Origin of the sequence: Streptomyces sp. NPDC051104 (assembly GCF_040682835.1) — a bacterium.
Taxonomy (GTDB): Bacteria; Actinomycetota; Actinomycetes; order Streptomycetales; family Streptomycetaceae; genus Streptomyces; species Streptomyces cynarae.
On the sequence record NZ_JBFBBS010000043.1, the window covers coordinates 15,744 to 38,862 of the forward strand.

At 71.8% G+C, this 23,119-nt stretch carries 21 protein-coding genes and 5 pseudogenes; 17 read left to right on the plus strand and 9 right to left on the minus strand.

The genetic code is table 11. The features are described 5' to 3' along the window. Positions 1–3: 3 nt before the first annotated feature. Entirely contained in the window at positions 4–2,043 is a 2,040-nt protein-coding gene (locus tag AB0N14_RS33755; protein WP_366029514.1) for a bifunctional aldolase/short-chain dehydrogenase, read from the minus strand. A gap of 189 nt (positions 2,044–2,232) precedes the next feature. Further along, positions 2,233–3,393, minus strand: a complete 1,161-nt coding sequence (rhaI, locus tag AB0N14_RS33760; RefSeq protein WP_366029515.1) for an L-rhamnose isomerase — start codon at positions 3,391–3,393, stop codon at positions 2,233–2,235. A gap of 258 nt (positions 3,394–3,651) precedes the next feature. Between rhaI and AB0N14_RS33765 the strand changes: the two genes are divergently transcribed. From AB0N14_RS33765 to AB0N14_RS33800, 8 genes and pseudogenes are all read left to right on the plus strand, one after another. Further along, a complete protein-coding gene (locus AB0N14_RS33765; RefSeq protein WP_366029516.1) occupies positions 3,652–5,169 on the plus strand; it encodes a sugar ABC transporter ATP-binding protein in 1,518 nt (505 codons plus the stop codon). Then, on the plus strand, positions 5,166–6,236 hold the full coding sequence (locus AB0N14_RS33770; protein ID WP_366029517.1) for an ABC transporter permease: 1,071 nt from the start codon (positions 5,166–5,168) through the stop codon (positions 6,234–6,236). The genes AB0N14_RS33765 and AB0N14_RS33770 overlap by 4 nt, the downstream gene beginning before the upstream one ends. Next, positions 6,229–7,203, plus strand: a complete 975-nt coding sequence (locus tag AB0N14_RS33775; RefSeq protein WP_366029518.1) for an ABC transporter permease — start codon at positions 6,229–6,231, stop codon at positions 7,201–7,203. The genes AB0N14_RS33770 and AB0N14_RS33775 overlap by 8 nt, the downstream gene beginning before the upstream one ends. 175 nt (positions 7,204–7,378) lie before the next feature. Further along, a complete protein-coding gene (gene rhaS / locus AB0N14_RS33780) occupies positions 7,379–8,461 on the plus strand; it encodes a rhamnose ABC transporter substrate-binding protein (RefSeq protein WP_366029519.1) in 1,083 nt (360 codons plus the stop codon). A gap of 18 nt (positions 8,462–8,479) precedes the next feature. Then, positions 8,480–8,590, plus strand: a pseudogene (locus tag AB0N14_RS33785) (L-rhamnose mutarotase); the annotation flags it as partial. 9 nt (positions 8,591–8,599) lie between these two features. Further along, positions 8,600–9,277 (plus strand): annotated as a pseudogene (locus AB0N14_RS33790) (BNR-4 repeat-containing protein); the annotation flags it as partial. Between the two features lie 79 nt (positions 9,278–9,356). Beyond that, positions 9,357–10,391 carry a LacI family DNA-binding transcriptional regulator gene (locus AB0N14_RS33795; protein ID WP_366029520.1) on the plus strand — a complete coding sequence of 345 codons (1,035 nt, stop codon included), beginning with the start codon at positions 9,357–9,359 and terminating at the stop codon, positions 10,389–10,391. A 133-nt stretch (positions 10,392–10,524) separates the two neighbouring features. Continuing rightward, positions 10,525–11,826: an alpha/beta fold hydrolase gene (locus AB0N14_RS33800; RefSeq protein WP_366029521.1), complete on the plus strand. Its 1,302-nt coding sequence runs from the start codon at positions 10,525–10,527 to the stop codon at positions 11,824–11,826. 29 nt (positions 11,827–11,855) lie between these two features. Here AB0N14_RS33800 and AB0N14_RS33805 read toward each other — a convergent pair whose 3' ends face one another. Together AB0N14_RS33805 and AB0N14_RS33810 are read right to left on the minus strand one after the other, a co-directional pair. Further along, the gene (locus AB0N14_RS33805) at positions 11,856–13,079 is read right to left on the minus strand and encodes an amidohydrolase family protein (protein WP_366029522.1); all 1,224 of its coding nucleotides are present in this window, start codon (positions 13,077–13,079) and stop codon (positions 11,856–11,858) included. 35 nt (positions 13,080–13,114) lie between these two features. Then, a complete protein-coding gene (locus AB0N14_RS33810; RefSeq protein WP_366029523.1) occupies positions 13,115–13,438 on the minus strand; it encodes a hypothetical protein in 324 nt (107 codons plus the stop codon). Between the two features lie 91 nt (positions 13,439–13,529). On the opposite strand from AB0N14_RS33810, the gene AB0N14_RS33815 reads away from it, so the two are divergent. Continuing rightward, entirely contained in the window at positions 13,530–13,748 is a 219-nt protein-coding gene (locus tag AB0N14_RS33815; RefSeq protein ID WP_366029525.1) for a hypothetical protein, read from the plus strand. A gap of 34 nt (positions 13,749–13,782) precedes the next feature. After that, positions 13,783–14,526, plus strand: coding sequence for a PIG-L deacetylase family protein (locus tag AB0N14_RS33820; RefSeq protein ID WP_366029526.1), 744 nt, complete (start codon positions 13,783–13,785; stop codon positions 14,524–14,526). Positions 14,527–14,588: 62 nt separating this feature from the next. Here AB0N14_RS33820 and AB0N14_RS33825 read toward each other — a convergent pair whose 3' ends face one another. Beyond that, positions 14,589–14,792, minus strand: a complete 204-nt coding sequence (locus tag AB0N14_RS33825; RefSeq protein WP_366029527.1) for a DUF5999 family protein — start codon at positions 14,790–14,792, stop codon at positions 14,589–14,591. A gap of 235 nt (positions 14,793–15,027) precedes the next feature. On the opposite strand from AB0N14_RS33825, the gene AB0N14_RS33830 reads away from it, so the two are divergent. Beyond that, entirely contained in the window at positions 15,028–15,858 is an 831-nt protein-coding gene (locus AB0N14_RS33830; RefSeq protein WP_366029528.1) for a pentapeptide repeat-containing protein, read from the plus strand. Between the two features lie 84 nt (positions 15,859–15,942). Continuing rightward, positions 15,943–16,664, plus strand: a pseudogene (locus tag AB0N14_RS33835) (DUF2470 domain-containing protein). 202 nt (positions 16,665–16,866) lie between these two features. Here the strand turns inward: AB0N14_RS33835 and AB0N14_RS33840 are convergent. The 3 genes from AB0N14_RS33840 to AB0N14_RS33850 all read right to left on the minus strand — a co-directional run bounded on the left by AB0N14_RS33840 (position 16,867) and on the right by AB0N14_RS33850 (position 19,817). Then, the gene (locus AB0N14_RS33840) at positions 16,867–17,925 is read right to left on the minus strand and encodes a hypothetical protein (protein WP_366029529.1); all 1,059 of its coding nucleotides are present in this window, start codon (positions 17,923–17,925) and stop codon (positions 16,867–16,869) included. 34 nt (positions 17,926–17,959) lie between these two features. Beyond that, a complete protein-coding gene (locus AB0N14_RS33845) occupies positions 17,960–19,237 on the minus strand; it encodes an FUSC family protein (RefSeq protein ID WP_366029530.1) in 1,278 nt (425 codons plus the stop codon). Between the two features lie 85 nt (positions 19,238–19,322). Continuing rightward, a complete protein-coding gene (locus AB0N14_RS33850) occupies positions 19,323–19,817 on the minus strand; it encodes an FBP domain-containing protein (RefSeq protein WP_366029531.1) in 495 nt (164 codons plus the stop codon). 87 nt (positions 19,818–19,904) lie between these two features. Between AB0N14_RS33850 and AB0N14_RS33855 the strand changes: the two are divergent. Both AB0N14_RS33855 and AB0N14_RS33860 read left to right on the plus strand, forming a co-directional pair. Further along, positions 19,905–20,225, plus strand: a pseudogene (locus tag AB0N14_RS33855) (DUF3626 domain-containing protein); the annotation flags it as partial. A gap of 243 nt (positions 20,226–20,468) precedes the next feature. After that, positions 20,469–20,981 carry a GNAT family protein gene (locus tag AB0N14_RS33860; RefSeq protein WP_366029532.1) on the plus strand — a complete coding sequence of 171 codons (513 nt, stop codon included), beginning with the start codon at positions 20,469–20,471 and terminating at the stop codon, positions 20,979–20,981. 22 nt (positions 20,982–21,003) lie between these two features. On the opposite strand, the gene AB0N14_RS33865 is transcribed toward AB0N14_RS33860, so the two are convergent. After that, positions 21,004–21,282, minus strand: coding sequence for a hypothetical protein (locus tag AB0N14_RS33865; RefSeq protein WP_366029533.1), 279 nt, complete (start codon positions 21,280–21,282; stop codon positions 21,004–21,006). Positions 21,283–21,484: 202 nt separating this feature from the next. On the opposite strand from AB0N14_RS33865, the gene AB0N14_RS33870 reads away from it, so the two are divergent. The 3 genes and pseudogenes from AB0N14_RS33870 to AB0N14_RS33880 all read left to right on the plus strand — a co-directional run. Beyond that, on the plus strand, positions 21,485–21,637 hold the full coding sequence (locus tag AB0N14_RS33870; protein ID WP_366029534.1) for a hypothetical protein: 153 nt from the start codon (positions 21,485–21,487) through the stop codon (positions 21,635–21,637). A 102-nt stretch (positions 21,638–21,739) separates the two neighbouring features. After that, positions 21,740–21,943, plus strand: coding sequence for a hypothetical protein (locus tag AB0N14_RS33875; protein ID WP_366029550.1), 204 nt, complete (start codon positions 21,740–21,742; stop codon positions 21,941–21,943). Then, positions 21,886–22,939, plus strand: a pseudogene (locus AB0N14_RS33880) (reductase); the annotation flags it as partial. The gene AB0N14_RS33875 and the pseudogene AB0N14_RS33880, both read left to right, overlap by 58 nt. Positions 22,940–23,119 lie beyond the last annotated feature (180 nt).

Consider the following 23,119-nt stretch of genomic DNA (forward strand, 5'->3'; position numbering starts at 1 on the left):
CGCTCACCGCAGGAAGGCGGCCGCGACGCCGGCGTCGACCGGGATGTGCAGTCCCGTGGTGTGGGTGAGGTACCCGCCGGTCAGCGCGAACACGGCGTTCGCGGCGTGCTCCGGCAGCACCTCCCGCTTGAGGATGGTCCGCTGGGCGTAGAACTCGCCGAGCTTCTCCTCCGGCACCCCGTACACGGCCGCGCGCTGCGCGCCCCAGCCGCCCGCGAAGATGCCCGAGCCGCGCACCACCCCGTCCGGGTTGACCCCGTTCACGCGGATGCCGTGCTCCCCCAGCTCGGCGGCCAGCAGCCGCACCTGGTGCGCCTGGTCGGCCTTGGTCGCGGAGTAGGCGATGTTGTTGGGCCCGGCGAAGACGGCGTTCTTGGAGGCGATGTAGACGATGTCGCCGCCCAGCTCCTGGGCGATCATCACGCGGGCGGCCTCGCGGGAGACGAGGAAGGAGCCGCGGGCCATGATGTCGTGCTGGAGGTCCCAGTCCCTCGCCGAGGTCTCCAGCAGCGGCTTGGAGATGGAGATGCCGGCGTTGTTGACCACGAGGTCGACGCCGCCGAAGGCCAGCACGGCGGCCTTGAAGGCGTCCGCGATCTGCTCCTCGGAGGTGACGTCGACCGTCACGGCGACGGCCTTGTCCGGCCCGCCCAGCTCCTCGGTCACGGCGGCGGCGTTCTCGGCGTTCAGGTCGGCGACGACGACGCAGGCGCCCTCGGCCACCAGCCGCTGCGCGATCGCCTTGCCGATCCCGCTGCCGGCCCCCGTCACCAGCGCCACCCGCGTGGCGAGCGGCTTGGGCTTCGGCATCCGCTGGAGCTTGGCCTCCTCCAGCGCCCAGTACTCGATGCGGAACTTCTCGGACTCCTCGATCGGTGCGTACGTCGACACGGCCTCGGCGCCGCGCATCACCTTGATCGCGTTGACGTAGAACTCGCCGGCCACGCGGGCGGTCTGCTTGTCCTTGCCGAAGGAGAACATGCCGACGCCGGGCACGAGCACGATCGCCGGGTCGGCCCCCCGCATGGCGGGGGAGTCGGGCAGAGCATGCCTCTTGTAGTAGGCGGCGTACTCCTCGCGGTAGGCGGCGTGCAGTTCCTTCAGCCGGGCGACGGCCTCGTCCAGCGGCGCCGTCGGCGGCAGGTCGAGGACCAGCGGACGGACCTTGGTGCGCAGGAAGTGGTCCGGGCAGGAGGTGCCGAGCGCGGCGAGCCGAGGGTGCTCGGCCCGCGCCACGAAGTCGAGGACGACCTCGGAGTCGGTGAAGTGCCCGACCTGCGGCTTGTCCTGTGAGGCGATCGCCCGGACGTGCGGCGCGAGGGCCGCGGCCCGCTCCCGGCGCTCGGCCTCGGGCGGGGCCTCGTACCCCTCGATCACCGGCCCGAACGGCTCGGGCTTGCCCCGCTCGGCGAGGAAGGCCTCGGCGGTGCGGATGATGTGCAGCGAGTTGCGCTCGCACTCCTGCGAGGTGGCTCCCCAGGCAGTGATCCCGTGCCCGCCCAGGACGCAGCCGATGGCCTGCGGGTTGGCCTCCTTGATGGCGGCGATGTCCAGCCCGAGCTGGAACCCGGGCCGCCGCCACGGCACCCACACCACGGTGTCGCCGAAGCACTCCGCGGTCAGCTTCTCCCCGTCGGCCGCGCAGGCGAGCGCGATCCCGGAGTCGGGGTGGAGGTGGTCGACGTGGGCCGCGTCCACGAGACCGTGCATGGCGGTGTCGATGGAGGGGGCGGCCCCGCCCTTGCCGTGCAGACAGTAGTCGAACGCGGCGACCATCTCGTCCTCGCGCTCGACACCGGGGTAGACGTCGACGAGGGCCCGCAGCCGGTCCAGCCGCAACACGGCCAGCCCGGCCTCGGTCAGGGTCCCGAGATCACCCCCGGACCCCTTGACCCACATCAGCTCGACGTCGCCCCCGGTCACGGGATCGGTGTCGGTGCCCTTGGCGGAAGCGTTGCCGCCGGCGTAGTTGGTGTTACGGGGATCGGAACCGAGCCGATGGGAACGGGCGAGGAGAGCGGCGGCTTCGGAGTGGGTTGCCATGAGGATTCAGTCCTTAACCGAAAGAGAGTGGTGGAGCGCCCCATCAGGGGCGCGGGGCTGTATCTATGTGCGGCTCCGGCGCGATGGGGGTCCCCCCTTTTCGAGCGAAGCCGAGAACTTGGGGGAGCGACAAGCCACATACGGCCCGCGGCCCGGAACCGGGCGCACCCGGCAGACGCAACCCGGCGCCTACGCCCCCCAACCGGCCTGCTGACCGCCCACCCGCTCCTCAACGATCTTCTGAGCCCATCCGGACCGGGCATACGCACCCACGGGGTCGGGGTCCAGCCCCATCTCCTCCCGCACCTCCGCCAGCAGCGGACGAACGTCCGTGTTGTACGCGTCCATCAGCACGGCATTGGCCCCGAGCACATCCCCGACCCGCTGCGCAGCAGCCAGCGCGTCCCGGTCCACCAGGAGCCCCTTGGCCGTGGCCTCCTGCACGTTCATCACCGAGCGGATGATCGCCGGGATCTTGGCTTCGATGTTGTGGCACTGGTCGAGCATGAAGGCGACCTCGGAGGTGAGCCCGCCCCCGCGCACCACCTCGTACATGATCCGGAACAGCTGGAACGGATCCGCAGCCCCGACCATCAGGTCGTCGTCCGCGTAGAACCGCGAGTTGAAGTCGAACCCCCCGAGCTTGCCCTCCCGCAGCAGCGTCGCCACGATGAACTCGATGTTGGTGCCCGGTGCGTGATGCCCGGTGTCCACCACGACCTGCGCCTTCGGCCCCAGCTTCAGGCAGTGCGCGTACGCCGTCCCCCAGTCCGGTACGTCCGTCGTGTAGAAGGCCGGCTCGAAGAACTTGTACTCCAGCAGCATCCGCTGCCCCTCGCCCAGCCGCTCGTACACCTCGGCCAGGCCCTCCGCGAGCCGGTCCTGCCGCTCACGGATGTCGTCCTGCCCGGGGTAGTTCGTCCCGTCCGCGAACCACAGCTTCAGGTGCGTCGACCCGGTGGCGTCCATGATGTCGACGCACTCCAGCAGATGATCGACGGCCTTGCGCCGTACCGCCGCGTCCGGATGGCAGATGCTGCCGAGCTTGTAGTCGTCGTCCTGGAAGGTGTTGGAGTTGATCACGCCGAGCCTCACGCCGCGCTCCTGCGCGTACTTGGCGAGCGCCGCGTAGTCGTCCACCTTGTCCCACGGGATGTGCAGCGCCACGGTGGGCGCGACGCCCGTGAACTCGTGCACCTTCGCCGCGTCGTCCAGCTTCTCGCGCGGATCGCGGGGGACCCCGGCTTGCGCGAACACCTTGAAGCGCGTGCCCGAGTTCCCGTACGCCCATGACGGCGTCTCGACGGCCTGGGTCTTCAGAGCGGCCTTCACCGCGGCGAGCTCGGTCACTTGGGGGCTCCTGTGGCATCGGTGGGCATCGGTGGGGGACACCGTGCGTGAAACGATTCAGAATGGGAAGCTAAGAGGCTCCACCTGGGGTGTCAAGGCTTACGGCGAGCCGATCTCGCCGTGACCACGGTCCATCAAAATTTTTTCGAGGCGACCCCATTGACGTGACATGGCTGGCCCGCCTAACGTCCCGGCAACCACGTTGAAACCTTTCACGACGCCGTGAGGACGACCTGCCGGCGTCGTCGAGGAGCCCCCATGACCCACCCGTCCGACACGGGTCCGGCCCCGGTGCTGGCGCTCAGGGACATCTCCAAGTCCTTCGGCGCGGTGCGCGCCCTGAGAGACGTGTCCCTGGAACTGTTCCCCGGCGAGGTGCACGCCCTCGCCGGCGAGAACGGCGCGGGCAAGTCGACCCTCATCAAGACGCTCGCCGGTGTGCACCGACCGGATGCCGGTCAGGTGCTGCTCGACGGTGAGCCGACCGTCTTCCACGGCCCGGCCGACGCCCGGGACGCCGGTATCGCCGTGATCTACCAGGAACCGACCCTCTTCCCCGACCTGTCGATCGCCGAGAACATCTTCATGGGCCGCCAGCCCCGCAAGGCGCTCGGCCGGATCGACCACAAGGCCACGAACGCGGCCACCGCGGCCCTGATGCGGCGCCTGGGCGTCGACCTCGACCCCGAGCGCCCGGCGCGCGGCCTGTCCATCGCGGACCAGCAGATCGTGGAGATCGCCAAGGCGCTCTCCTTCGACGCCCGCGTCCTGATCATGGACGAGCCGACCGCGGCCCTCACCGGCAGCGAGGTGGCCCGGCTCTTCGGCGTCGTGCGCACCCTGCGTGAGCAGGGCGCGGCGGTGCTGTTCATCTCCCACCGGCTGGAGGAGATCTTCGAGATCTGCCAGCGGGTGACCACCCTGCGCGACGGCGCCTGGATCGCCGGCGAACCGCTGGAGGGGATGACCGAGGACGACCTCGTCCGCCGCATGGTCGGCCGCGACCTCGACGAGCTGTACCCCAAGCAGGACGTGGAGCCGGGGGAGGTCGCCCTGAGCGTACGGCGGCTGACCCGGGAGGGCGTCTTCACCGACGTGTCGTTCGACGTGCGGCGCGGTGAGATCGTCGGTCTCGCCGGGCTCGTCGGCGCCGGCCGGACCGAGGTCGCGCGCGCCGTCTTCGGCATCGACCGCTGGGACGCGGGCGAGGTCGAGGTCGACGGCAGGACCCTCACCAACGGCGCGCCCTCCATCGCGATGGCCGCCGGGCTCGCCCTGGTCCCCGAGGACCGGCGCGCCCAGGGCCTGGTGATGGACATGTCCATCGAACGCAACATCGGTCTGACCGGTCTGCGCACGACCGTGAAGGCCGGGCTCGTGGACCGCGGCGCCGAACGCAGCCGCTCCCTCGACTGGGCCGTCAAGCTCCGGGTCAAGTACGCCCGGATCGCGGACGCCGTCTCCACGCTGTCCGGCGGCAACCAGCAGAAGGTGGTCCTCGCCAAGTGGCTCGCCACCGGCCCGAAGGTGCTGATCGTCGACGAGCCGACCCGCGGCATCGACGTCGGCACGAAGGCAGAGGTGCACCGGCTGCTCAGCGAGCTGGCCGCGGACGGCGTGGCCGTCCTGATGATCTCCTCCGACCTGCCCGAGATCCTCGGCATGGCCGACCGCGTGCTCGTGATGCACGAGGGCCGGCTCACCGCCGAGATCCCGCGCTCCGAAGCCACCGAGGAAACCGTGATGGCCGCAGCCACCGGGAGGGTTGCCGCATGACGGTGACCGCACCCGACGAGGCCCCCGTGACCGATATGCAGAAGTCCAGCGGCACCCGGCTGGTCGACCGCGTGTTCAAGATGCGTGAACTCGCCATCCTGGTCGTCTTCCTGGTGATGATCATCGTCACCCAGCTCGGCAACAGGGACTTCCTCTCCGAGCAGGGCATCAAGGACCTGCTGCTGAACGCGACCATCCTGGTGCTGGTCGCGACCGGCCAGTCCCTGGTCGTCATCACCCGCAACGTCGACCTGTCGGTCGGCTCCACCCTCGGCATCAGCGCCTTCGCGACCGGCACGTATCTGCACGGGGGTGGCAACCCCGTCGTGGGGGTGGTGCTGGCGATCCTGCTCGGCGTCGGCTTCGGTCTGCTCAACGGGCTGCTCGTCAGCCTCGGCCAGGTGCCCGCCCTCGTCGTCACCCTCGGCACCCTCTACATCATCCGCGGCATCGACTCCATCTGGGTCGGCTCGCGGCAGATCACGGCGGCCGACCTGCCCGGCGGGTTCGTCGACTTCGGGTCCGGAGGCATCTTTGCCGTCCCCTGGCTGGCCCTCATCGCCCTGGTCGTCCTGGTCGCGACCGCCTACTACCTCAAGCACTTCGGCAGCGGACGCGAACTGTACGCGCTCGGCTCCAACCCGGAGGCCGCCCGCCTCGCCGGCATCCCCGTGCGCAAGCGGATCCTGACCGCGTACACCTTCTGCGGCGGCCTGGCCGGGCTCGCGGGCGCCCTGTACCTGGCCCGGTTCGGCAACGTCGACTCCGGCACCGGCAACGGCTACGAACTCACCGTCGTCAGCGCCGTCGTGGTCGGCGGCGTGGTCTTCACCGGCGGCTCCGGCAGCGTCTACGGCGCGGCCCTCGGCGCCCTGCTGCTGACCTCCATCAACAGCGTGCTGCCCGCCCTCGGTGTCAGCTCCGTCTGGGTGCTCGCCATCAACGGCGTCCTGCTCCTGCTCGCCATCGCGGTCGACCGGATCGTCGCGCTGCGGGTGGCCTCCGCCCTGAAGAAGACGACCGCGAAGAAGACGGCCCTGAAGAAGGAGAACGCCCGCCATGCCTGACTCCTTGACGCGCGCGATCCGCTGGGACACGGTCGTCGTCGCCCTCCTCGTCGTCCTCCTGCTGCTGTCGTTCGGTTTCGTCGACGGCTTCGGCAATGCCCTCAACCTGTCGTTCCTCATCGGCAACACCCTGCCGATCGCGCTGATCGCGCTGCCCATGACCCTGCTCGTGGTCGCGGGTGAGATCGACCTGTCCGTCGCCTCCACGGCCGGGCTGGCGGGCGCGGTGATGGGCAAACTGTGGAACGACGGCATGGCGATCGAGACGATCATCCCGCTCTGCCTCCTGCTGGGCGTGGTGTGCGGGCTGGTCAACGGCCTGCTGGTGACCCGGCTCGGGCTGCCCTCCCTGGCCGTCACCATCGGCACCCTCGCCGCCTACCGGGGTATCGCACAGATCGTGCTCGGCGCCGACGCGGTGACCGACTTCCCCACCCCGTACCTGAACTTCGCTGCCGGACGCATCGGCGAGAGCTTCCTCCCGCAGGCGTTCCTGCCCTTCCTGGTGCTGCTCGCGATCGCCGTGGTCATCCTGCACGCCACCCCGTTCGGCCGCTCGCTGTTCGCCGTCGGAGCCAGCGAGGAGGCGGCGCGGTTCGCCGGCATCCGGGTCAGGCGCGCCAAGCTGATCCTGTTCACCGCGACCGGCTTCATGGCCTCCCTCACCGGCGTCTTCTGGGCGCTGCACTACGCCAGCGCCCGCTACGACAACGCCACCGGTCTCGAACTCTCCGTCGTCGCGGCCGTCCTGCTCGGCGGCATCGACTTCGACGGCGGCAAGGGCACACTCGGCGGCGCCATCGCGGGAGTGTTCCTGCTGGGCGCTCTGCAGAACGTGATGAGCCTCGTCAACGTCTCCGCACAGTCGCAGATCGTCGTCACCGGCGTCCTGCTCGTCGTCTCCGTGCTCGGCCCCCGCGTCGCGCGCCAGATCTCCGTAGCGAGGGCGGGCCGTCGAGCCGCGTAAGCGGTCCGCTGGATCGGCCGTTCGAAAAAGCTGCCGGCCGTCCGTGGCTGGTCGCTCCCCCAAGTTCTCGGCTTCGCTCGAACAGCGGGGACCCCCATCGCGGCGGAGCCGCATATCGATACCGCCCCGCGCCCCTTTGGGGCGCTCCCACTCACCCGCGTAAAAAGGACCCGTCATGCGCAAGTCATCCCTCCGCCGCACCTGCGCGGCCCTCGCCGCCGTCACCTCCCTCGCGCTCGCCGCGACCGCCTGCGGCGGCACCACCAAGAAGGACGTCGCGAGCGAGAGCGCCGCCCCCGCCGACTCGGGTGCCAAGGCGAACCCGAACGCCGCCACCAAGAAGGGCCTGACCGTCGGCTTCCTGCCCAAGCAGGTCAACAACCCGTACTTCACCTCCGCCGACAACGGCGGCAAGAAGGCCCTTGAGGAACTGGGCTCGAAGTACAAGGAGGTCGGCCCGTCCAGCGCCACCGACACCAGCGGCCAGGTCTCCTACGTCAACACGCTCACCCAGCAGCAGGTCAACGCGATGGCCGTGTCCGCGCAGGACCCGGGCGCCCTGTGCACCGCGCTCAAGCAGGCCATGAGCAACGGCATCAAGGTCGTCACCTACGACTCCGACACCAAGCCCGACTGCCGCAACGCCTTCCTCTCGCAGGCCTCCGCCGAGGACCTGGGCCGCACCGAGGTGCAGCTGCTCGCCCAGCAGATCGGTTACAAGGGCGAGATCGCGATCCTGTCCGCCGCGCAGACCGCGACGAACCAGAACACCTGGATCGGCTACATGAAGGACGAGCTGAAGGATCCCAAGTACAAGGACATCAAGCTCGTCAAGATCGCCTACGGCAACGACGACGCCCAGCAGTCCTTCCAGCAGACCCAGGGCCTGCTCCAGCAGTACCCGAACCTGAAGGGGATCATCTCCCCGACCACCGTCGGCATCAAGGCTGCCGCTCAGTACCTGTCCGGCTCCAAGTACAAGGGCAAGGTCAAGCTGACCGGCCTCGGCACCCCGAACGACATGCGCCAGTACGTCAAGAACGGCACCGTCGAGGCGTTCGAGCTGTGGGACCCGGCCAAGCTCGGCGATCTGGCCGCCCGCACCGCGGTCGCCCTGGCGTCCGGGCAGATCACCGGCAAGGGGGGCGAGACCTTCAAGGCCGGTGACACCACGTACACCATCGGCAAGGACGGCGTGATCAACCTCGGCAAGCCGACCGTGTTCGACAGCAAGAACATCGACCGGTTCAACTTCTGACACCGGGAGCGGTACTTCATGCAGCGCGTCTGTTTCCTGCTCAAGGTCCGCGAGGACCGGATCGCCCAGTACCGCGAACGCCACGCCGCCGTGTGGCCGGAGAATGCTCGAAGCGCTCTCGGCCACCGGCTGGCACCCCTGCACTCCTTCTTCACCTGGCGCGAGCAGAACGCCGCCGTGATGTGCTCCGGCGGCGGCATCACCAACCACGACACCGGCTACGTCTACTCCACCGACCGCGGCCGCACCTGGCGCAACGACGCCGGCGCCCTCGTCGCCGCCACCGGCACCTCCGACACGGTCGCCGTCACGGACGCGGGGCTCGTCGTGGACCCGCTCAACCCCGACCACTCCCTGATGAACCAGGAGAGCCAGTTCACCGACTCGGCCGGTCTGCCGCACGCGATCATCTCTTACGTCCCCGGCCGCTTCGGCCAGTGCACCACGGACCACGTCGCCGACCGCACCGCGAACGGCCGCGCCTTCCACGTCCGCAAGAACTCCTCCGGAACCTGGCAGAAGACCGAGATCCCGGTCCCCCTGAACTCCAGCCAGCGCACCAAGCTGGTACTCGACAAGTACGACAACGCCTACGCCGTCCTCCCCTACGGGCGCATCGCCGGCGCGTCGAAGTCCTCCGGCCACTCGGACTGGACGCTGCTGTACGACGGCAGCGGCCTGAACGCCTTCGGCGAGGTCGTGATCGACGAGATGCGGGTGAAGGCGGACACCACCCTGTCCTTCATGTGCCAGGAGAAGTCCAGCGGTACGACACCCTCGGCGCTCCACGTCGTCGACTTCGCCCTGCCCTCGTGACCGGATCCGCCGTGCGGGGCGGTGGCGATAGTGTGAAGCCCGCCCCGCCGCCCCTCGTCTCCCTGGAGGTCCCCGCCTGATGGCCCAGTCGGTGGGTATCAAGGACGTCGCCCGCGCCGCCGGAGTCTCCGTCGGCACGGTCTCGAACGTCATCAACCGGCCGGAGACGGTCGCCTCCGAGACCCGTGCCCGTGTGCTGTCCGCGATCGACCGGCTCGGCTACGTCCGCAGCGAGTCGGCGCGGCAGCTGCGGGCCGGGCGCAGCCGGATCATGGGCCTGCTCGTCCTCGACATGGGCAACCCGTTCTTCGTGGACGTGGCCCGTGGCGCCGAGCGGGCCGCCCGGGACGCCGGGCTCGGCGTGATGGTCTGCAACAGCGCGCAGAGCGCCGCCGAGGAGGCCGAGTACCTGGCGCTCTTCGCCGAGCAACGTGTGCGCGGCGTGCTGCTCACCCCCGCCGACGCGACCGGACGCAACATCGAGACGTTCCGTCGCCACGGCATCCCGTTCGTGCTCGTGGACCGGGTCGCCGAGGGCACCACCGAGTGCTCGGTGTCGGTCGACGACGTGGCGGGCGGCGCCCTGGCCGTGCGGCACCTCGTGGACGCCGGGCACCGCTTCATCGCCTACGTCAGCGGGCCGCCCGGCCTCAACCAGGTCAGGGACCGCCGCACCGGCGCCCTGAACGCGCTGGCCGAGGCCGGGCTCGGCCCCGAGGCGCTGCGGGAACTGCCGACCGAGCGGCTCGACGTCGCCGCGGGCCGGGACGCCGGTGCCCGGCTCCTCGGACTCGCCGACCGCCCGACCGCCGTCTTCTGCGCCAACGACCTGCTCGCCCTCGGTGTCCTGCAGGCCATGTTCGCGGCCGGCGTCAGCGTCCCCGACGACCTCGCCATCGTCGGCTACGACGACATCGAGTTCGCCGCGGCCGCCGCCGTGCCGCTCACCTCCGTACGGCAGCCCGCCGTCACCATGGGCGCCCTCGCCGCCGAACTCCTCCTGGAGGAGACCGAGGCCGAGGCGGCCGAGTCGGGAACTCGCCCGCACGAACACCGGCGGGTCGTGCTCCAGCCGGAGCTGGTGGTGCGCAACTCCAGCCTGTCCGCGCGCTGACCGGCACCCGGCGCCCCGGGGAACCGGCTGAACGACCGGTCAGTACGGATTCCTTGATCCCGGGCGCCCGCGCCCCGCGACCATGTGCTGGACTGGGACGCGGCCTGGAATCCGTCCGTCCCGGGGAGTTCCGTTGACCCACAGCTACCGCCAGCCCGGCGTCGTCCTCACCGACCGCCGCTTCACCGTCCCCCTGGACCACGACGACCCCGACGGCGAGACCGTCGAGCTGTACGCGCGGGAGGTCGTGGCGAGCGACAAGGCGGACGACGACCTGCCCTGGCTGCTCTACCTCCAGGGCGGACCCGGCTTCGGCGCGCACCGCTTCATCGGCAAGCAGGCCTGGCTCGGCCGCGCCCTTCAGGAGTTCCGCGTTCTCCTGCTCGACCAGCGCGGCACCGGCGCCTCCACGCCCGCCAACCGGCAGACCCTCCCGCTGCGCGGCGGCCCCCGCGTACAGGCCGACTACCTCACCCACTTCCGCGCCGACTCCATCGTCCGCGACTGCGAGACCATCCGCCCCCAGGTCACCGGCGGCGCCCCCTGGACGGTCCTCGGGCAGAGCTTCGGCGGCTTCTGCACCGTCACCTACCTGTCGACGGCCCCGGAAGGCCTGCGCGCCGCACTGATCACCGGCGGCCTGCCCGCCCTCGACGCGCACGCCGACGACGTCTACCGGGCCGCCTACCCGCGCATCGAACGCAAGGTCGCCGCCCACTACGCCCGCTACCCGCAGGACGTCGAGCGCGTCCGCCGCATCACCGAGTACCTGCTGCGGCACGAGCCGGTCCTGAACGGCGGCTACCGGCTCACCGTGGAGGCGTTCCAGTCACTCGGCATCCTGCTCGGCGGCAGTGAGGGCAGCCACCGCCTGCACTTCCTCCTCGAGGACGCCTTCGTCCGCACCCCCCAGGGACTTGAGCTATCCGACGCCTTCCAGGAGGAGGTGCACCACTTGCTGTCGTTCGCGGGCCACCCCCTGTACGCGCTGGTCCACGAGGCGATCTACGGCCAGGACGAGCGCCCCACCGCCTGGTCGGCGGAGCGGGTGCGGGCCGAGTTCCCGCAGTTCGACGCGGCGAAGACGCTCACGGGCGACGGGCCGGTGCTGTTCACGGGCGAGTCCGTGCACCCGTGGATGTTCGACACCGACCCGGCGCTGCGCCCGCTGCGCGAGACCGCTCACCTGCTCGCCGAACGCGCCGACTGGACACCGCTGTACGACCGCGCCCGCCTCGCCGCCAACGAGGTGCCCGTGGCCGCGGCGATCTACCACGACGACATGTACGTCGACACCGCCCACGCGCTGGACACCGCCCGCGCGATCCGCGGCCTGCGCACCTGGGTGACGGACGAGTTCGAACATGACGGTGTCCGTGCGGGCGGCCCGCGCGTCCTGGACCGCCTGCTGGCGCTGGCGCGGGACGGGGTCTGACGCCCCCTGGGCGTCGGCGGCCGCACCGGTCACGGATGCCCGCCGCATCCGCACGCCCGCGTGGCGGACGCCGCGCCCTCCTGGGGCGGCTCGGCCTGCGAGGCCGCCTCACGGACGGCGGCCAGCAGGCGTTCCCGCTCCGGGCGGTCGATCCACCGGCCGTCCACGACCACGCCGTGGATCCGCGGCGTGTTGCGGATGTCGCGCAGCGGGTCGGCGTCCAGCACCACGAGGTCGGCGGCCTTTCCCCGCTCCACGGCGCCGACCGAGTCGAGGCCGAGCGTGCGGGCAGCGTCCCGTGTGGCCGACCGCAGGACCTGCCCCGGGGTCAGGCCCGCCTCGACGAGCAACGCCAGTTCGTCATGGAGGGCGAACCCCGGCACCCGATAGCCGGTTCCGGTGTCCGTGCCGGCCGGCAGTGGCACACCCGCCGCGTGCAGTTCCCTCACCAGCCGCTGCCGATGGGCGTAGATCGCCCGGATGCGGCGGGCCTCCTCGGGCGTCCGCCCGCCGGTCAGGGCCCGCAACTGCTCGGGCCACGACTCCACCTGCCAGGCCGGAAGGTACTTCCAGTCCCCGCCCCTGTCCGGCACCTGGTCGGGCAGCTCCAGCGTGTGGTGCACGCTCAGCGTCGGGACGACCGCCGTCCCGCCCGCCGCCAGCCGCCGGAAGACCGCGTCCGCCCTGCGCGGGCCGTATCCGCGGACCGCCTTCCACTGGAGCGGATGCACCTGCTGGAACCAGCTGTGGTAGCGGGACGGGCTGCTGGGATCGCTCGCGTCGACATGGACGGCGGCCAGCCCGCGCCGGACCTCCGCCTCGTGCGCCGAGGTCGACAGCAGCAGGGCGTGCAGATGCTCGATGCTGTGCTGACCGGCGTCGCCGGCCTCGGTGATGCGTACGACGTCGGGGCAGTGGCCGAGGAACGGGATGCTCTGGCGCCTGGCCTCGTGGGCGATGGCCCAGTAGGACTCCCGGGACAGCCGGGAGTACACCTTGACGAAGTCCGCGCCCTCCCGCTTGACCCGGCGCACGGCACGACGGGCGTCGGCCGCGTTCGTCACCTCGATGTGCTCGCCCACGTCCTGGGCCCACAGCGACGGCTGCCCGTCGACGATCGGGCTGCCGATGAGCCACCTGGGGCCGAGCAGCGTGCCGTTCAGGATCTGTTGCCGCCACGCGTGGTGGACGGGCTTGCCCCACATCTCGCGCACCGTGGTCACCCCCGCGAGCGGGTACAGCGGGGGGATCACCGCGTCCGGGCCGTCGCTGTGGGTGTGCGCCTCGATCAGTCCCGGATCAGGTACTTGCCGGTCAGGTCGACGGTCCGGACGCCGGGCCGGGGCCTTGTGCGCGCGCTGGGCGCCAGCCCGGTGATCCGGCCGGCCTCGACGACGACCGTCATGTCGGGCGCGGCGGACCCGCCGGAACCGTCGATGACGGTGACGTGGATGAAGGCGATCGCGGTGTCCGCGGCCCCCGACGTTCCGCGGGCCGCGGGACGGCTGCCGGGCGCGGCGGTCGCCGTGCCGCTGAGCGCGGCCCCCGCCACCGCCGCCGCCCCGGCCACGAAACTCCTTCGCCCCAGACCCGGTTGGTTCTTCTCGGTCATGTCCTTCGCCCCCTCGTGCTCTCGTGTTCGCTACGACTCTGGAGCGGACGGGGCGGCAGCACAGTGGGCCGAGCCGGTGGATCAGGGGGTGGTGTCGGCACCACCCCTGTGGTGCAGGTCAGCGGCCGCCGCGCGGGCGGGTCAGGGTGAACCGGTCGACGGGCAGCGGGCAGCATCGCCGCGTTCGCCGCCGGACCTCGCGGTGGCCTTCCTGACCAGGTATTTCGAGACCCACTCCCTGACTCCCTTCGCCGTCTACTGCGCCCTCGCCGGCCTGGGCGGCCGCGCGTACTTCATCACCCTCGCCTGACGGGCGGAGAGGAGCGCGGCGCTACCCTGCGGCCATGACCGAGCCACGGAACGAGCCGCTCAAGTCCATGCCGGACGACTGGCGCCGCGCCCTCGCCGTCGTCGCCCACCCCGACGACCTCGAGTACGGCTGCGCGGCGGCCATTGCCGGGTGGACCGACGGCGGCCGCGAGGTCGCGTATCTCCTCGCCACCCGCGGTGAGGCCGGGATCGACTCGCTGGAGCCGTCCGTGTGCGGACCGCTGCGGGAGCGGGAGCAGCGGGCGAGCGCCGCGGTGGTCGGCGTGTCCACGGTGGAGTTCCTGGACCACCGGGACGGGGTCATCGAGTACGGGGTCGCGCTGCGCCGGGACATCGCGGCGGCGATCCGCCGTCACCGCCCCGAGCTGGTGATCACCATCAACCACCGCGACACCTGGGGCGGCGTCGCCTGGAACACCCCGGACCACGTGGCCGTGGGACGCGCCACCCTGGACGCGGCCGCGGACGCCGGCAACCGGTGGATCTTCCCCGAGCTCACCGAGCGCGGACCGGAGCCCTGGGACGGCGTCCGCTGGGTCGCCGTCGCCGGTTCCGCGCAGCCCACCCACGCCGTGGACGCGGCGGCGGGGCTCGAACGCGCGGTGCGGTCACTCCTCCGACACCGCACCTACCTCGAGGCGTTGACCGACGAGGACCCAGAGACCTATGCCCGGTCCTTCCTCACCGCCCAGACCCAGGCCGCGGGGGAGCGGTTCGGCGGGACACCGGCCGTGGCTTTCGAGCTGTTCGGCCGCTAGCCCGGCCGCTCAGCCGCCCGCTCAGCCGCCCGCTCGGCCGCTGAGCAGGCGGCTGCGGCCACTCAGACGTTCGCCCCGTCCACTCGGCCGGTCGTGCGCAGCGGTGCCACCGCCCGTCCGTCCGGCAGCAGTTCGCCGGTGTCGTCGAAGACGATGGTGCCGTTGCACAGCCGGTACCACCCCTGTTCGGGGTGGCCGGAGACGATGACCGCCGCGTCGTGGTCGGGGCGGTCGGCCGATGGGCAATCGGGCCGGTGCGTGCACATGACGTCTCTCCAGGGGTCGTACGAGGTCTGCCTCTGTGGTAGCGGAGTTTGTTTTCGTACGAGTGAGAGGACCCCCACGGTCCAGGAAACTCAACGGTGAGCTTTCCCGGTCCCGCGGTGCTCCGTTGCTGTGCTGTCCATGAGGCGACCGTACGTGCGCCGTGTTCCCACGGCCACCCACCGGCCACCGGGCGGGTGCCGTCCCGGCATGCGAACGCCCGATTAGGGTGACGTCATGCACGCACCCTCCACCGACCGTTCCGACCTGCGCGGCGACTGCGGATCCTGCTTCGCCCTGTGCTGTGTCGCGCTGCCCTTCGCCCGCTCCGCCGACTTCGCGGTCGACAAGGACGCCGGAACGCCGTGCCGCAACCTCCAGGGCGACTTCCGCTGCGGTGTCCACTCCGAGCTGCGGCAGCGCGGCTTCTCCGGCTGCACGGTCTACGACTGCTTCGGTGCGGGGCAGAAGGTCTCGCAGATCACCTTCGGCGGGCGGGACTGGCGCTCGGGCGACCGGGAGCACGCCCGGCGGATGTTCGGCGTGTTCCCCGTCGTGCGGCAACTCCACGAGCTGCTCCGGTACCTGACCGAGGCGCTCACCCTCCCCGCGGCCCGCCCGGTCCACGCCGAGGTGCGCCGCATGCTGGAGGAGACCGAGCGGCTGACCCTCCTGACCCCCGAGGAGCTCGGCGAGTTGGATGTGGGCGCGCACCGGCAGGAGGTCAATGTGCTGCTGCTGCGCACCAGTGAGCTGGTTCGGGCCGGGACCGGCCGCCGTACGAAGGACCGGCGGGGCGCGGATCTCATCGGCGCGCGTCTGAAGGGAGCCGACCTGCGCGGTGCCAGTCTGCGGGGCGCCTGTCTGATAGCCGCCGACCTCACGGGCGCCGACCTGCGCCACGCGGATCTGATCGGCGCCGATCTGCGCGACGCGGACCTCACGGACGCCGATCTGACCGGCGCCTTCTTTCTGACCCAGCCGCAGATCAACGCGGCGCGGGGGAGCGTGGGCACCAGGCTCCCGGCGTCCCTCACGCGCCCCGCCCACTGGATGGCGCACCTCTGACGGTTCCGTGAGGAACCCGGGGCCTGGTTGGCGCACACCCCGATCTCCGATAAGTTAGGCAAGGCTTACCTAAGGAGGTTGGGGATGGGTCACCGTCACGCCTGGACGGCCGCGCCGGTCGCGGCGGAGCGTGCCCGCTCGGTGCTCGCCGCCGCATGGTCCTGCGCCGTGACCGCGCGGGACGGACGGGAGGAGTTCACCGGCGCACACTCCGTCGCCGCCGGCGGCCGGGTGCTGCTGCGCCCGCCCGAGGGCAGCGCACTGCTCACGGCCGCCCCGTGCGCTCCCCGGGGAGAGCCGTCCGTGGTGCTGGAGTTCGCCGATGTCGCGCCCGTTCCCGTACGGTCCCGGATCCGCGCCCGGCTGTGGCTCGCGGGCGAGGTCGAGCCCGAGGGAGACCGGCTCGCGCTGCGGCCGACGCGCATCGCGCTGCGCCGGGCGAACGGCGTGGTCGTCGTCGACCTCGACGAGTACGCGAGCGCCGAGCCCGATCCGCTCGTCGCCGCCGAGGCCCGGCTGCTCACCCATCTCGCCGACGCCCACCCGGACGCCGTCCAGCGGCTGACCCGGCTCGTCGATCCAGGCAGCCTGCCGGCGCCGTACGCGTCCAGCCGCTCGCCGTCGACCGGCACGGCCTGACACTGCGCATCGAACGGGCCCGCGACCACGGCGACGTACGCCTGCCGTTCCCCGAGCCCGCGGACACGGTCCCGCAGCTCGCCGAACGCATGCACGCCCTGCTCGCGCAGGCCGCCCGGACCTGCCCGCGCGCACTGCTGCGGCAGCGCACGGACGGAGACCGCTGAGGCGAACGGCTCGTCGGCAGACCGAAGTTCACCCCTTACGCCGTCGACGGGGAAGACCCCGGCCTCGGGGTGCGCTCGCCGAGCGTGCACTCGGCAGCGCACCGATCCGGTCCCGCACGCCACCCGCCGCCCGGACCGGGAAGGACCGAGTGGCAAGCGCGCCGATCCGGTTGTGCACCACCCGCCGCCCGGACCGGGACAGTCACCAGTCGCCGTCCTGCACCGGCTTCCCCGGCGCGTCACCGAGCGGCTTCACCTGGTGCGGCGAGGGCTGCTGCCACGGCGTGTGGTCGTCGCCGAGCCAGTCGCCGACCGGCTTGATGCCGCCCAGGGTGTCCGCGGGCGCGAGATCCTCGCCGTCCTGGTCGTAGTAGTCGAACCACGGCAGACCGGCCTCCGTGTACGCCGCGCGGTCCACCGGGGACGGCGGAGGCGCCTCGCCCGTGATACGACGCCACTCCGGAGGCGTGACCAGATGCACGAACGCCCGCCCGGCCGGCTCCTCGGCCCAGCTCCCGGCGGGCCGGTCGTCCCGGTAGACCTCCTGGCGCATCGAACCGCCGACGCCGAGGCCCATCGACGGGGCGCTGCGCGGAGGCCCGCCCGGAGCGGCGGCCATGGCCGGCGGGAAGGCGGCACGCGGGGCCCCCGGGGCGGGCAAGGCGCCACCGCAAGGACCTGCGGCCGCCCTGGCGCGCTCGATCTGCCGGGCCGACTCCCGCCTGCGCCGCTCCTCCTCCCGCCACGCGGCCAGGGGCCCCTCCTTGAGCGGGAACACCTGCAGCTGTATCCCGCCCCACACTTCCTCCCCGGTGACCTGGCCCTCGACCGTGGCGCCGAGCCCGAGCGGCACCGCCACGAACTGGCGCACCGTCCCCCGGCCGGAATTGATCCCGTCCAGCCACGGCTGACGCGGAAGCACCACGTAGTTCTGCGGATCCCGGTCGAGACGCGCACTCCAGGGCCTGCCGGAGACCGCGCACACCTTGCCCGCGCCCACCTGCAGGGCGGCGGGATCGGACGCGGTGAAGTTCAGCCACATGGCCTCTCGCAGATACACCGGCAGCATCACGCCGCCGCGCGCCCGCCACTCGGCGGGCACCGTCTCCGCGTAGTCCTCCACCCGGCGTACGGGAAACTCGCCCAGCCCCGGCGGCAGCGGATGCGTGCCCGTCTCCGGCAGCCGCAGCGTCCGCATGAAGCGGACCCGCACACCCCCCGGCAGCAGCAGCCGGTTCCCGTCGATCCGCACCGCGCCCATGCGCCCCGCCCCTTTCCCCGTCCGGTGGCTCGTCCTACCTGGAACGCCGGGGCGGCCCCGTGCGGTTCCGGTGCCGACGAAGATCACGCATCCGGGTGAACCGGGGATCGCGCACCAGGTCCCACAGCGTGGCCAGACGTGGGTTGCGCTCGCGCTGCTCCCGGGTGCCGCGGTCCAGCTCCTCCAGCAGGCGCCGGGTGCGGTGCTCGATGTCCAGCTCGTCCAGGATGCGGTTGACCTCGGTCAGCACCGCGCCGTGGAACTGCCACTGACGGCTGTCGCGTTGCACCTCCTCCAGCAGCAGCTGGGCCAGCTTGTCGCGGGTCGCGCCCGCCGTGACCAGCTCCTCGGCGAGCCGGGCCTCCGCGGACTCGGCGCTCCGGCTGACATCGGTGGTGACGAGCACCGCGAAGCTGACCACGGCGTCGCCGATCTCCGACAGCAGCCGGTCAAGCGTCGCCCCGATCTCCGACTCGAACAGCGGCTCGGGTTCCCGCTCCTTCGCCAGGTCGGCGAGGGTGCGGGAGATCACCCGCAGCACCACCGTGACGATCTCCAGCGTGTCGAGTCCGGTGCGCAGCACGATCCGGTGCAGCAGGCCCTCGCGGACCCGCGGGTTGAGCTTCAGACTGTCCTCGGCCTGCCGCAGTGCGGCGTCCACCAGGACGATGTCATGGTCCAGCCGGCGCGCCTCGTGCAGCCGTGCGGCCGCCTGCGCGGCCGGCAGGTGCCCTGCGGCCTCCTCGCCGACGCGCAGCATCAGCTGGCGGACCCGGCGCGCGAGCCCCTCGATGGACTCTTCGGCGGCCCCGAGCCACACCGGGGGCGCGACGAACAGATTGGTGGCGAGGCCGACCACCGCGCCGATGAGCGTCTCCACGACCCGGGCCCAGGCGGTGCTGCCGACCTGGGTCACGCCGAGGACCAGCATGCCGCTGATCGCGACTTCCTGCACGAACTCTCTGACCCGTACGAGATGCCCCACGGCCAGCGAGGCCAGGATGATCAGGGCGAGGCTCCACCAGGTCAGGCCCACCAGGATGCTGAAGGCGATCGCGATGACGACTCCGGCCACCACGGAGTTCACCCGGCGCACACCGGTGGTGAGCGTCGCGTACAGCGTCACCTGCACGACGAGGAGCGCGGTCAGGGGCGCGGTCAGGGGGGCAGGCTCAGGGCTCAGGCGCAGGGCGACGACATACGCGACGGTCGCGGCCGCGGTCGAACGCACCGCCTGGACGACCTCGGGCTCCTGTCGCCACCTGGCGATCCGGGCGGCGGCCTGCGCCCAGGCATCATGGACATCTCGCATCCCCAACGCCTTTCCCTTGGCACCCAGGCATCGAACGTACACAACAGGCACCGCGGGCGTCGCCCGGGGGCGACCCAGCGCGCGCTCAGGTGCCCAGTTTCTCCAGGAAGGCGGAGAGGTTGGCCATCATCCGGGCGATCTGCTCCTCCGCCGTGAGGCTCTCCTGGAAGCGGCCCCCGGCCTCGGGCACCTTCTTTCCACGCACATACAGGGAACACGCGAGATCGGTACACATGTACACGCCGACCGAGTTGCCGTCGCGGCCGGCCGCGCCCGCCTTCCGGGCCGTCATCAGGGACACGCCGTTGCCCGGATGGGTGGTCAGGCACAGCGAACACATGCTGCGGTGCAGGAAACCGCGCTGCGAGGACGGGAAGCGCAGCGCGACGCCGACGAGCCGGTCGGCGCGTTCGACGACCAGATGGCTGCGATCCGGTGCCCCCGGATCCCGCCAGCCCAGGAAGTCCAGGTCGTCCCAGGGGCGTTCGCCGAGGTCGCGGGGTATCGCCAGGCGTTTCGCCTCTCCCTTCGAGCAGTTGATAAAGGAGTTGCGGATGTCCTGCTCGGTGAGCGATCTCATGAGGAGTCCTTGCTCGGGTACGGAAGCCTGGCAGCCTAGGGGTCCTAGGTTTCCGCCTAAAGTAGTCGGTTCCATCGGGGGTGGCCAATGGATTTCAGGGGAGACGAGCGAACCGGATCCGGTGCCGGTACGGCGGCCGAACGGGCGCTGCGGCACGTCGCGGCTCTCTCCTCGGGTCCCCCGGTACCACGGGGCCTGCGGCTGACCCTCAACTTCCATCCCGACCGGCTCGTACGCGGCGGCCGGCCGATCCTGCGGGCGCTGGCCGCGGACGGCGCGTACCGCTCGCAGTTCGTCACGGGCACCAGCAACGGCGGGCTCACCGCCCACCCCGGCGGTGACCGCTGGTGCTGGGAGAGCCGGATCTTCGGCGGCGCCTACGACACCCGGCCCGCGCACCGGCGGCCACTCGGTGGCCATCGCCGGATCGGCCGGCACGATCGCCCCGTGCACGTCGCACACCGCGACCGGCATCGGGATCCGGTCGAAGAGCGTCAGCGCCCGGTTCCGCCACACGACCCCGGCCCGAGGTTCCGAGTCGGTCACGCCCCTCTCACCACGTTCCGCGATCAACGATAGACGCCCAGGTCAGAGGCGTGACCCTGGGCAGGTGCGGGGCCGTTGTCAGACCCCGGCCCTAGGGTGAGCGCCATGGACACCACGGACGCGCGAGAGGTGCGGCTCGAGCCCTGGGCCGAGGACGACTTCTGGCTGCTGTGCAGGACCAACAGCCCGGAGATGACGGAGCACTTGGGCGGTCCCGAGACCGAGGAGCGACTCGCCGCGCGGCACCGGCGGTATCTCGCTCTCGAAGCGGGCCGGATGTACCGGATCACGCTGGCGGACAGCGGCGAGACGGTGGGGTCGATCGGCTTCTGGGAGCGGTCGTGGCGTGACGCGACGGTGTGGGAGACCGGGTGGGGTGTGCTGCCCGAGTTCCAGGGACGGGGCCTCGCCGCCCGGGCGGCCCGCGCGGTCGTCGAGGCGGCGCGAGCCACCGGGACCCACCGGTATCTGCACGCGTTCCCGAGCGTGGACCACCCCGCCTCCAACGCGGTCTGCCGCAAGGCCGGCTTCGAACTGCTCGGACAGGTCGACTTCGAGTACCCCAAGGGGCACTGGACCAGATCCCACGACTGGCGGATCGACCTCGTTCGCACATGACGGCAGCACGGGCCACTGCCCCCTAGGCACTCTCCGGAGGTTCCTCCGCCTGTGCCAGGACCTCCGCCTCGACATCGGCGCGCGTCCGGCCGTGGGACTTCGCGTACTCGGTGAGCTCGGCCTGAAGGTCCCGGTCGAGGTCGCGCCAGGCGCGCCATGCGGTCTCGTACGTGTCGGTCTGCTGCTTGGTCCACGGCGTGGCGGTGGGCGGGCCGTACCTCTCGCGCAGTTCGGCGGTCCGCACCTGGGCCTCTTTCGCCGCGCGCCGCATCTCCACGATTTCTTCAAATGTCTTCGCCACGGCCCCGGATCCTAGGCGCGCGCACCAGGGGCCGGGTCCCGCGACCCGCATGAGAGGACCGAGATCGACCGGTCGGCCCTAGGTGGTGTCCGGCAACGCCGTCTTGCGCACCACGGCCGGCTTGGCAAGGCCCGGCCGGCCCTTTCCACTGCGGATTCATGTACTCGCACGGCACGGGCCCCGGCAACCGGCGACCGAGTTGGTGGCAGGAGTTCCGTACCGCGAAAGGCAGTTGTCGCTCCATGCCCCCACCGCGCACCCGCAGACCATCGTCGGCACCCCGCACGGCGACCCCGAGGCCGACATCTCCGGCATCGGCCCGGCCGCACCCCGATCCAGCAGGCCATGGAGCTGATGCGCCGGCACGGCCCCGTGCCGGCGCGTCGGCTGCACGGGCGCGACGTCCTGTTCGCGGCCGACCTCGACCTGGTCACCGGGCCTCGCCGACGAGGCGCGCTTGGCCAAGGCCGTCGGCCCCGCCCTGGAGAACGTCCGCGAGTTCGCCGGGGACGGCCTGTTCACCGCGTACAACGACGAGCCCAACCGGGCCAGGGCCCACGACATCCTGATGCCCGCCTTCGCCCTGGGCTGGATGCGCACCACCTGGACACGGTCCTGGACGTCCGCGCGGCCCGCCCACGCCGTGACGGCCTGGCCGTGAACCGGATCCTGACGGCACGTCAGCTTCTTACTCACCATGTCGAATTGCTGGAGCGCCCGAACGCCGACCAGCTGGCCGTGCTCGCCGCCGCCGACCCGTGCCCTCCCGAACGTGCCGCGCCGGCGGCCCTCACCGACGACCCGCGCACACTCGTGGAGGTCATCGAGGCGTATCCGGCCCTGCGCGGTGCCCTCGACTGGCCGACGCTGCTGGACCTGCTCAAGCCGATGCGCCCGCGGCACTACTCGGTGTCCTCCTCGCCCGCGGCCGACCCCGGCCACATCGACCTCATGGTCTCGCTCCTTCAGGCCCCGGTCCGTTCCGGGAACGGCACCTACCGGGGCGTCGGCTCCGGGTACCTGGCCACGGTCGAGCCCGGCGACATCGTCCTGGCACGCATTCGGCCCTGCCGTGAGGCCTTCCGCGTCGACCACTCGGGTCCGGTCCTCATGGTCGCGGCCGGTACCGGACTCCCCCCGTTCCGCGGCGCGATCGCGGACCGGGTGCGGGCGCTGACCAAGGGCGCCCGCTCGGGCCGGGGCCCCGCGGTCGGCGGTGCCGGTCGCCGCCGTGCTGCGCTCGCCCCGGCCGTCTGCCACTTCGGCTGTGGCGCGCCGGACGCGGACTTTCTGCACGCCGAGGAGTTGCGGGCCGCCGAGGCCGCCGAGGCCGCCGAGGCCGCCGAAGCCGCCGAGGCCGCCGAGGCCGCCGAGGCCGCCGGTGCGGTCTCGCTGCGCCCCGCGTTCAGCGCGACGCCCGTCGACGGGGGTGCCCTTCGTGCAGCACCGCATCGCCGCCGAGGCCGACGAGGTGTGGCGGCTGCTCGATGCCAGGGTGGGCGTCAATGTGTGCGAGGACGGCTTCCGTAGGGCTCCAGGCGTGCGCGAGGCGTTCCGGGCGCTGCACGCCGAGCGGATGCCGGGCGGGGACTCCGGACGGTGGCTGGAGCTGATCGCGTCGGAGCGCTATGTCGAGGACGTGTACGCGGCCGGGTGACGGCACCGAAGGGCGGCCGCCGCGGGGCTGCCGTGGCGCCGCCCGGAGGGGTGCCCGTCGGTCACGGCCACTCCCACCCCTGAGTCACCTGCCGGTATCCCTGGTCAACCCCGCACCGCCGGTTTCGGAAACCCTCCCCGCGGTACTCGGCGCCTCGCCCGGAAGGGCCCTGCTCCGTGC

Bases quoted from the DNA above. Each gene is read 5' to 3' on its own strand.
- AB0N14_RS33755 (WP_366029514.1), bottom strand. From the start codon at position 2,043: ATGGCAACCCACTCCGAAGCCGCCGCTCTCCTCGCCCGTTCCCATCGG.
- AB0N14_RS33765 (WP_366029516.1), top strand. From the start codon at position 3,652: ATGACCCACCCGTCCGACACGGGTCCGGCCCCGGTGCTGGCGCTCAGG.
- AB0N14_RS33770 (WP_366029517.1), top strand. From the start codon at position 5,166: ATGACGGTGACCGCACCCGACGAGGCCCCCGTGACCGATATGCAGAAG.
- AB0N14_RS33775 (WP_366029518.1), top strand. From the start codon at position 6,229: ATGCCTGACTCCTTGACGCGCGCGATCCGCTGGGACACGGTCGTCGTC.
- rhaS (WP_366029519.1), top strand. From the start codon at position 7,379: ATGCGCAAGTCATCCCTCCGCCGCACCTGCGCGGCCCTCGCCGCCGTC.
- AB0N14_RS33795 (WP_366029520.1), top strand. From the start codon at position 9,357: ATGGCCCAGTCGGTGGGTATCAAGGACGTCGCCCGCGCCGCCGGAGTC.
- AB0N14_RS33810 (WP_366029523.1), bottom strand. From the start codon at position 13,438: ATGACCGAGAAGAACCAACCGGGTCTGGGGCGAAGGAGTTTCGTGGCC.
- AB0N14_RS33820 (WP_366029526.1), top strand. From the start codon at position 13,783: ATGACCGAGCCACGGAACGAGCCGCTCAAGTCCATGCCGGACGACTGG.
- AB0N14_RS33825 (WP_366029527.1), bottom strand. From the start codon at position 14,792: ATGTGCACGCACCGGCCCGATTGCCCATCGGCCGACCGCCCCGACCAC.
- AB0N14_RS33830 (WP_366029528.1), top strand. From the start codon at position 15,028: ATGCACGCACCCTCCACCGACCGTTCCGACCTGCGCGGCGACTGCGGA.
- AB0N14_RS33840 (WP_366029529.1), bottom strand. From the start codon at position 17,925: ATGGGCGCGGTGCGGATCGACGGGAACCGGCTGCTGCTGCCGGGGGGT.
- AB0N14_RS33845 (WP_366029530.1), bottom strand. From the start codon at position 19,237: ATGCGAGATGTCCATGATGCCTGGGCGCAGGCCGCCGCCCGGATCGCC.
- AB0N14_RS33850 (WP_366029531.1), bottom strand. From the start codon at position 19,817: ATGAGATCGCTCACCGAGCAGGACATCCGCAACTCCTTTATCAACTGC.
- AB0N14_RS33860 (WP_366029532.1), top strand. From the start codon at position 20,469: ATGGACACCACGGACGCGCGAGAGGTGCGGCTCGAGCCCTGGGCCGAG.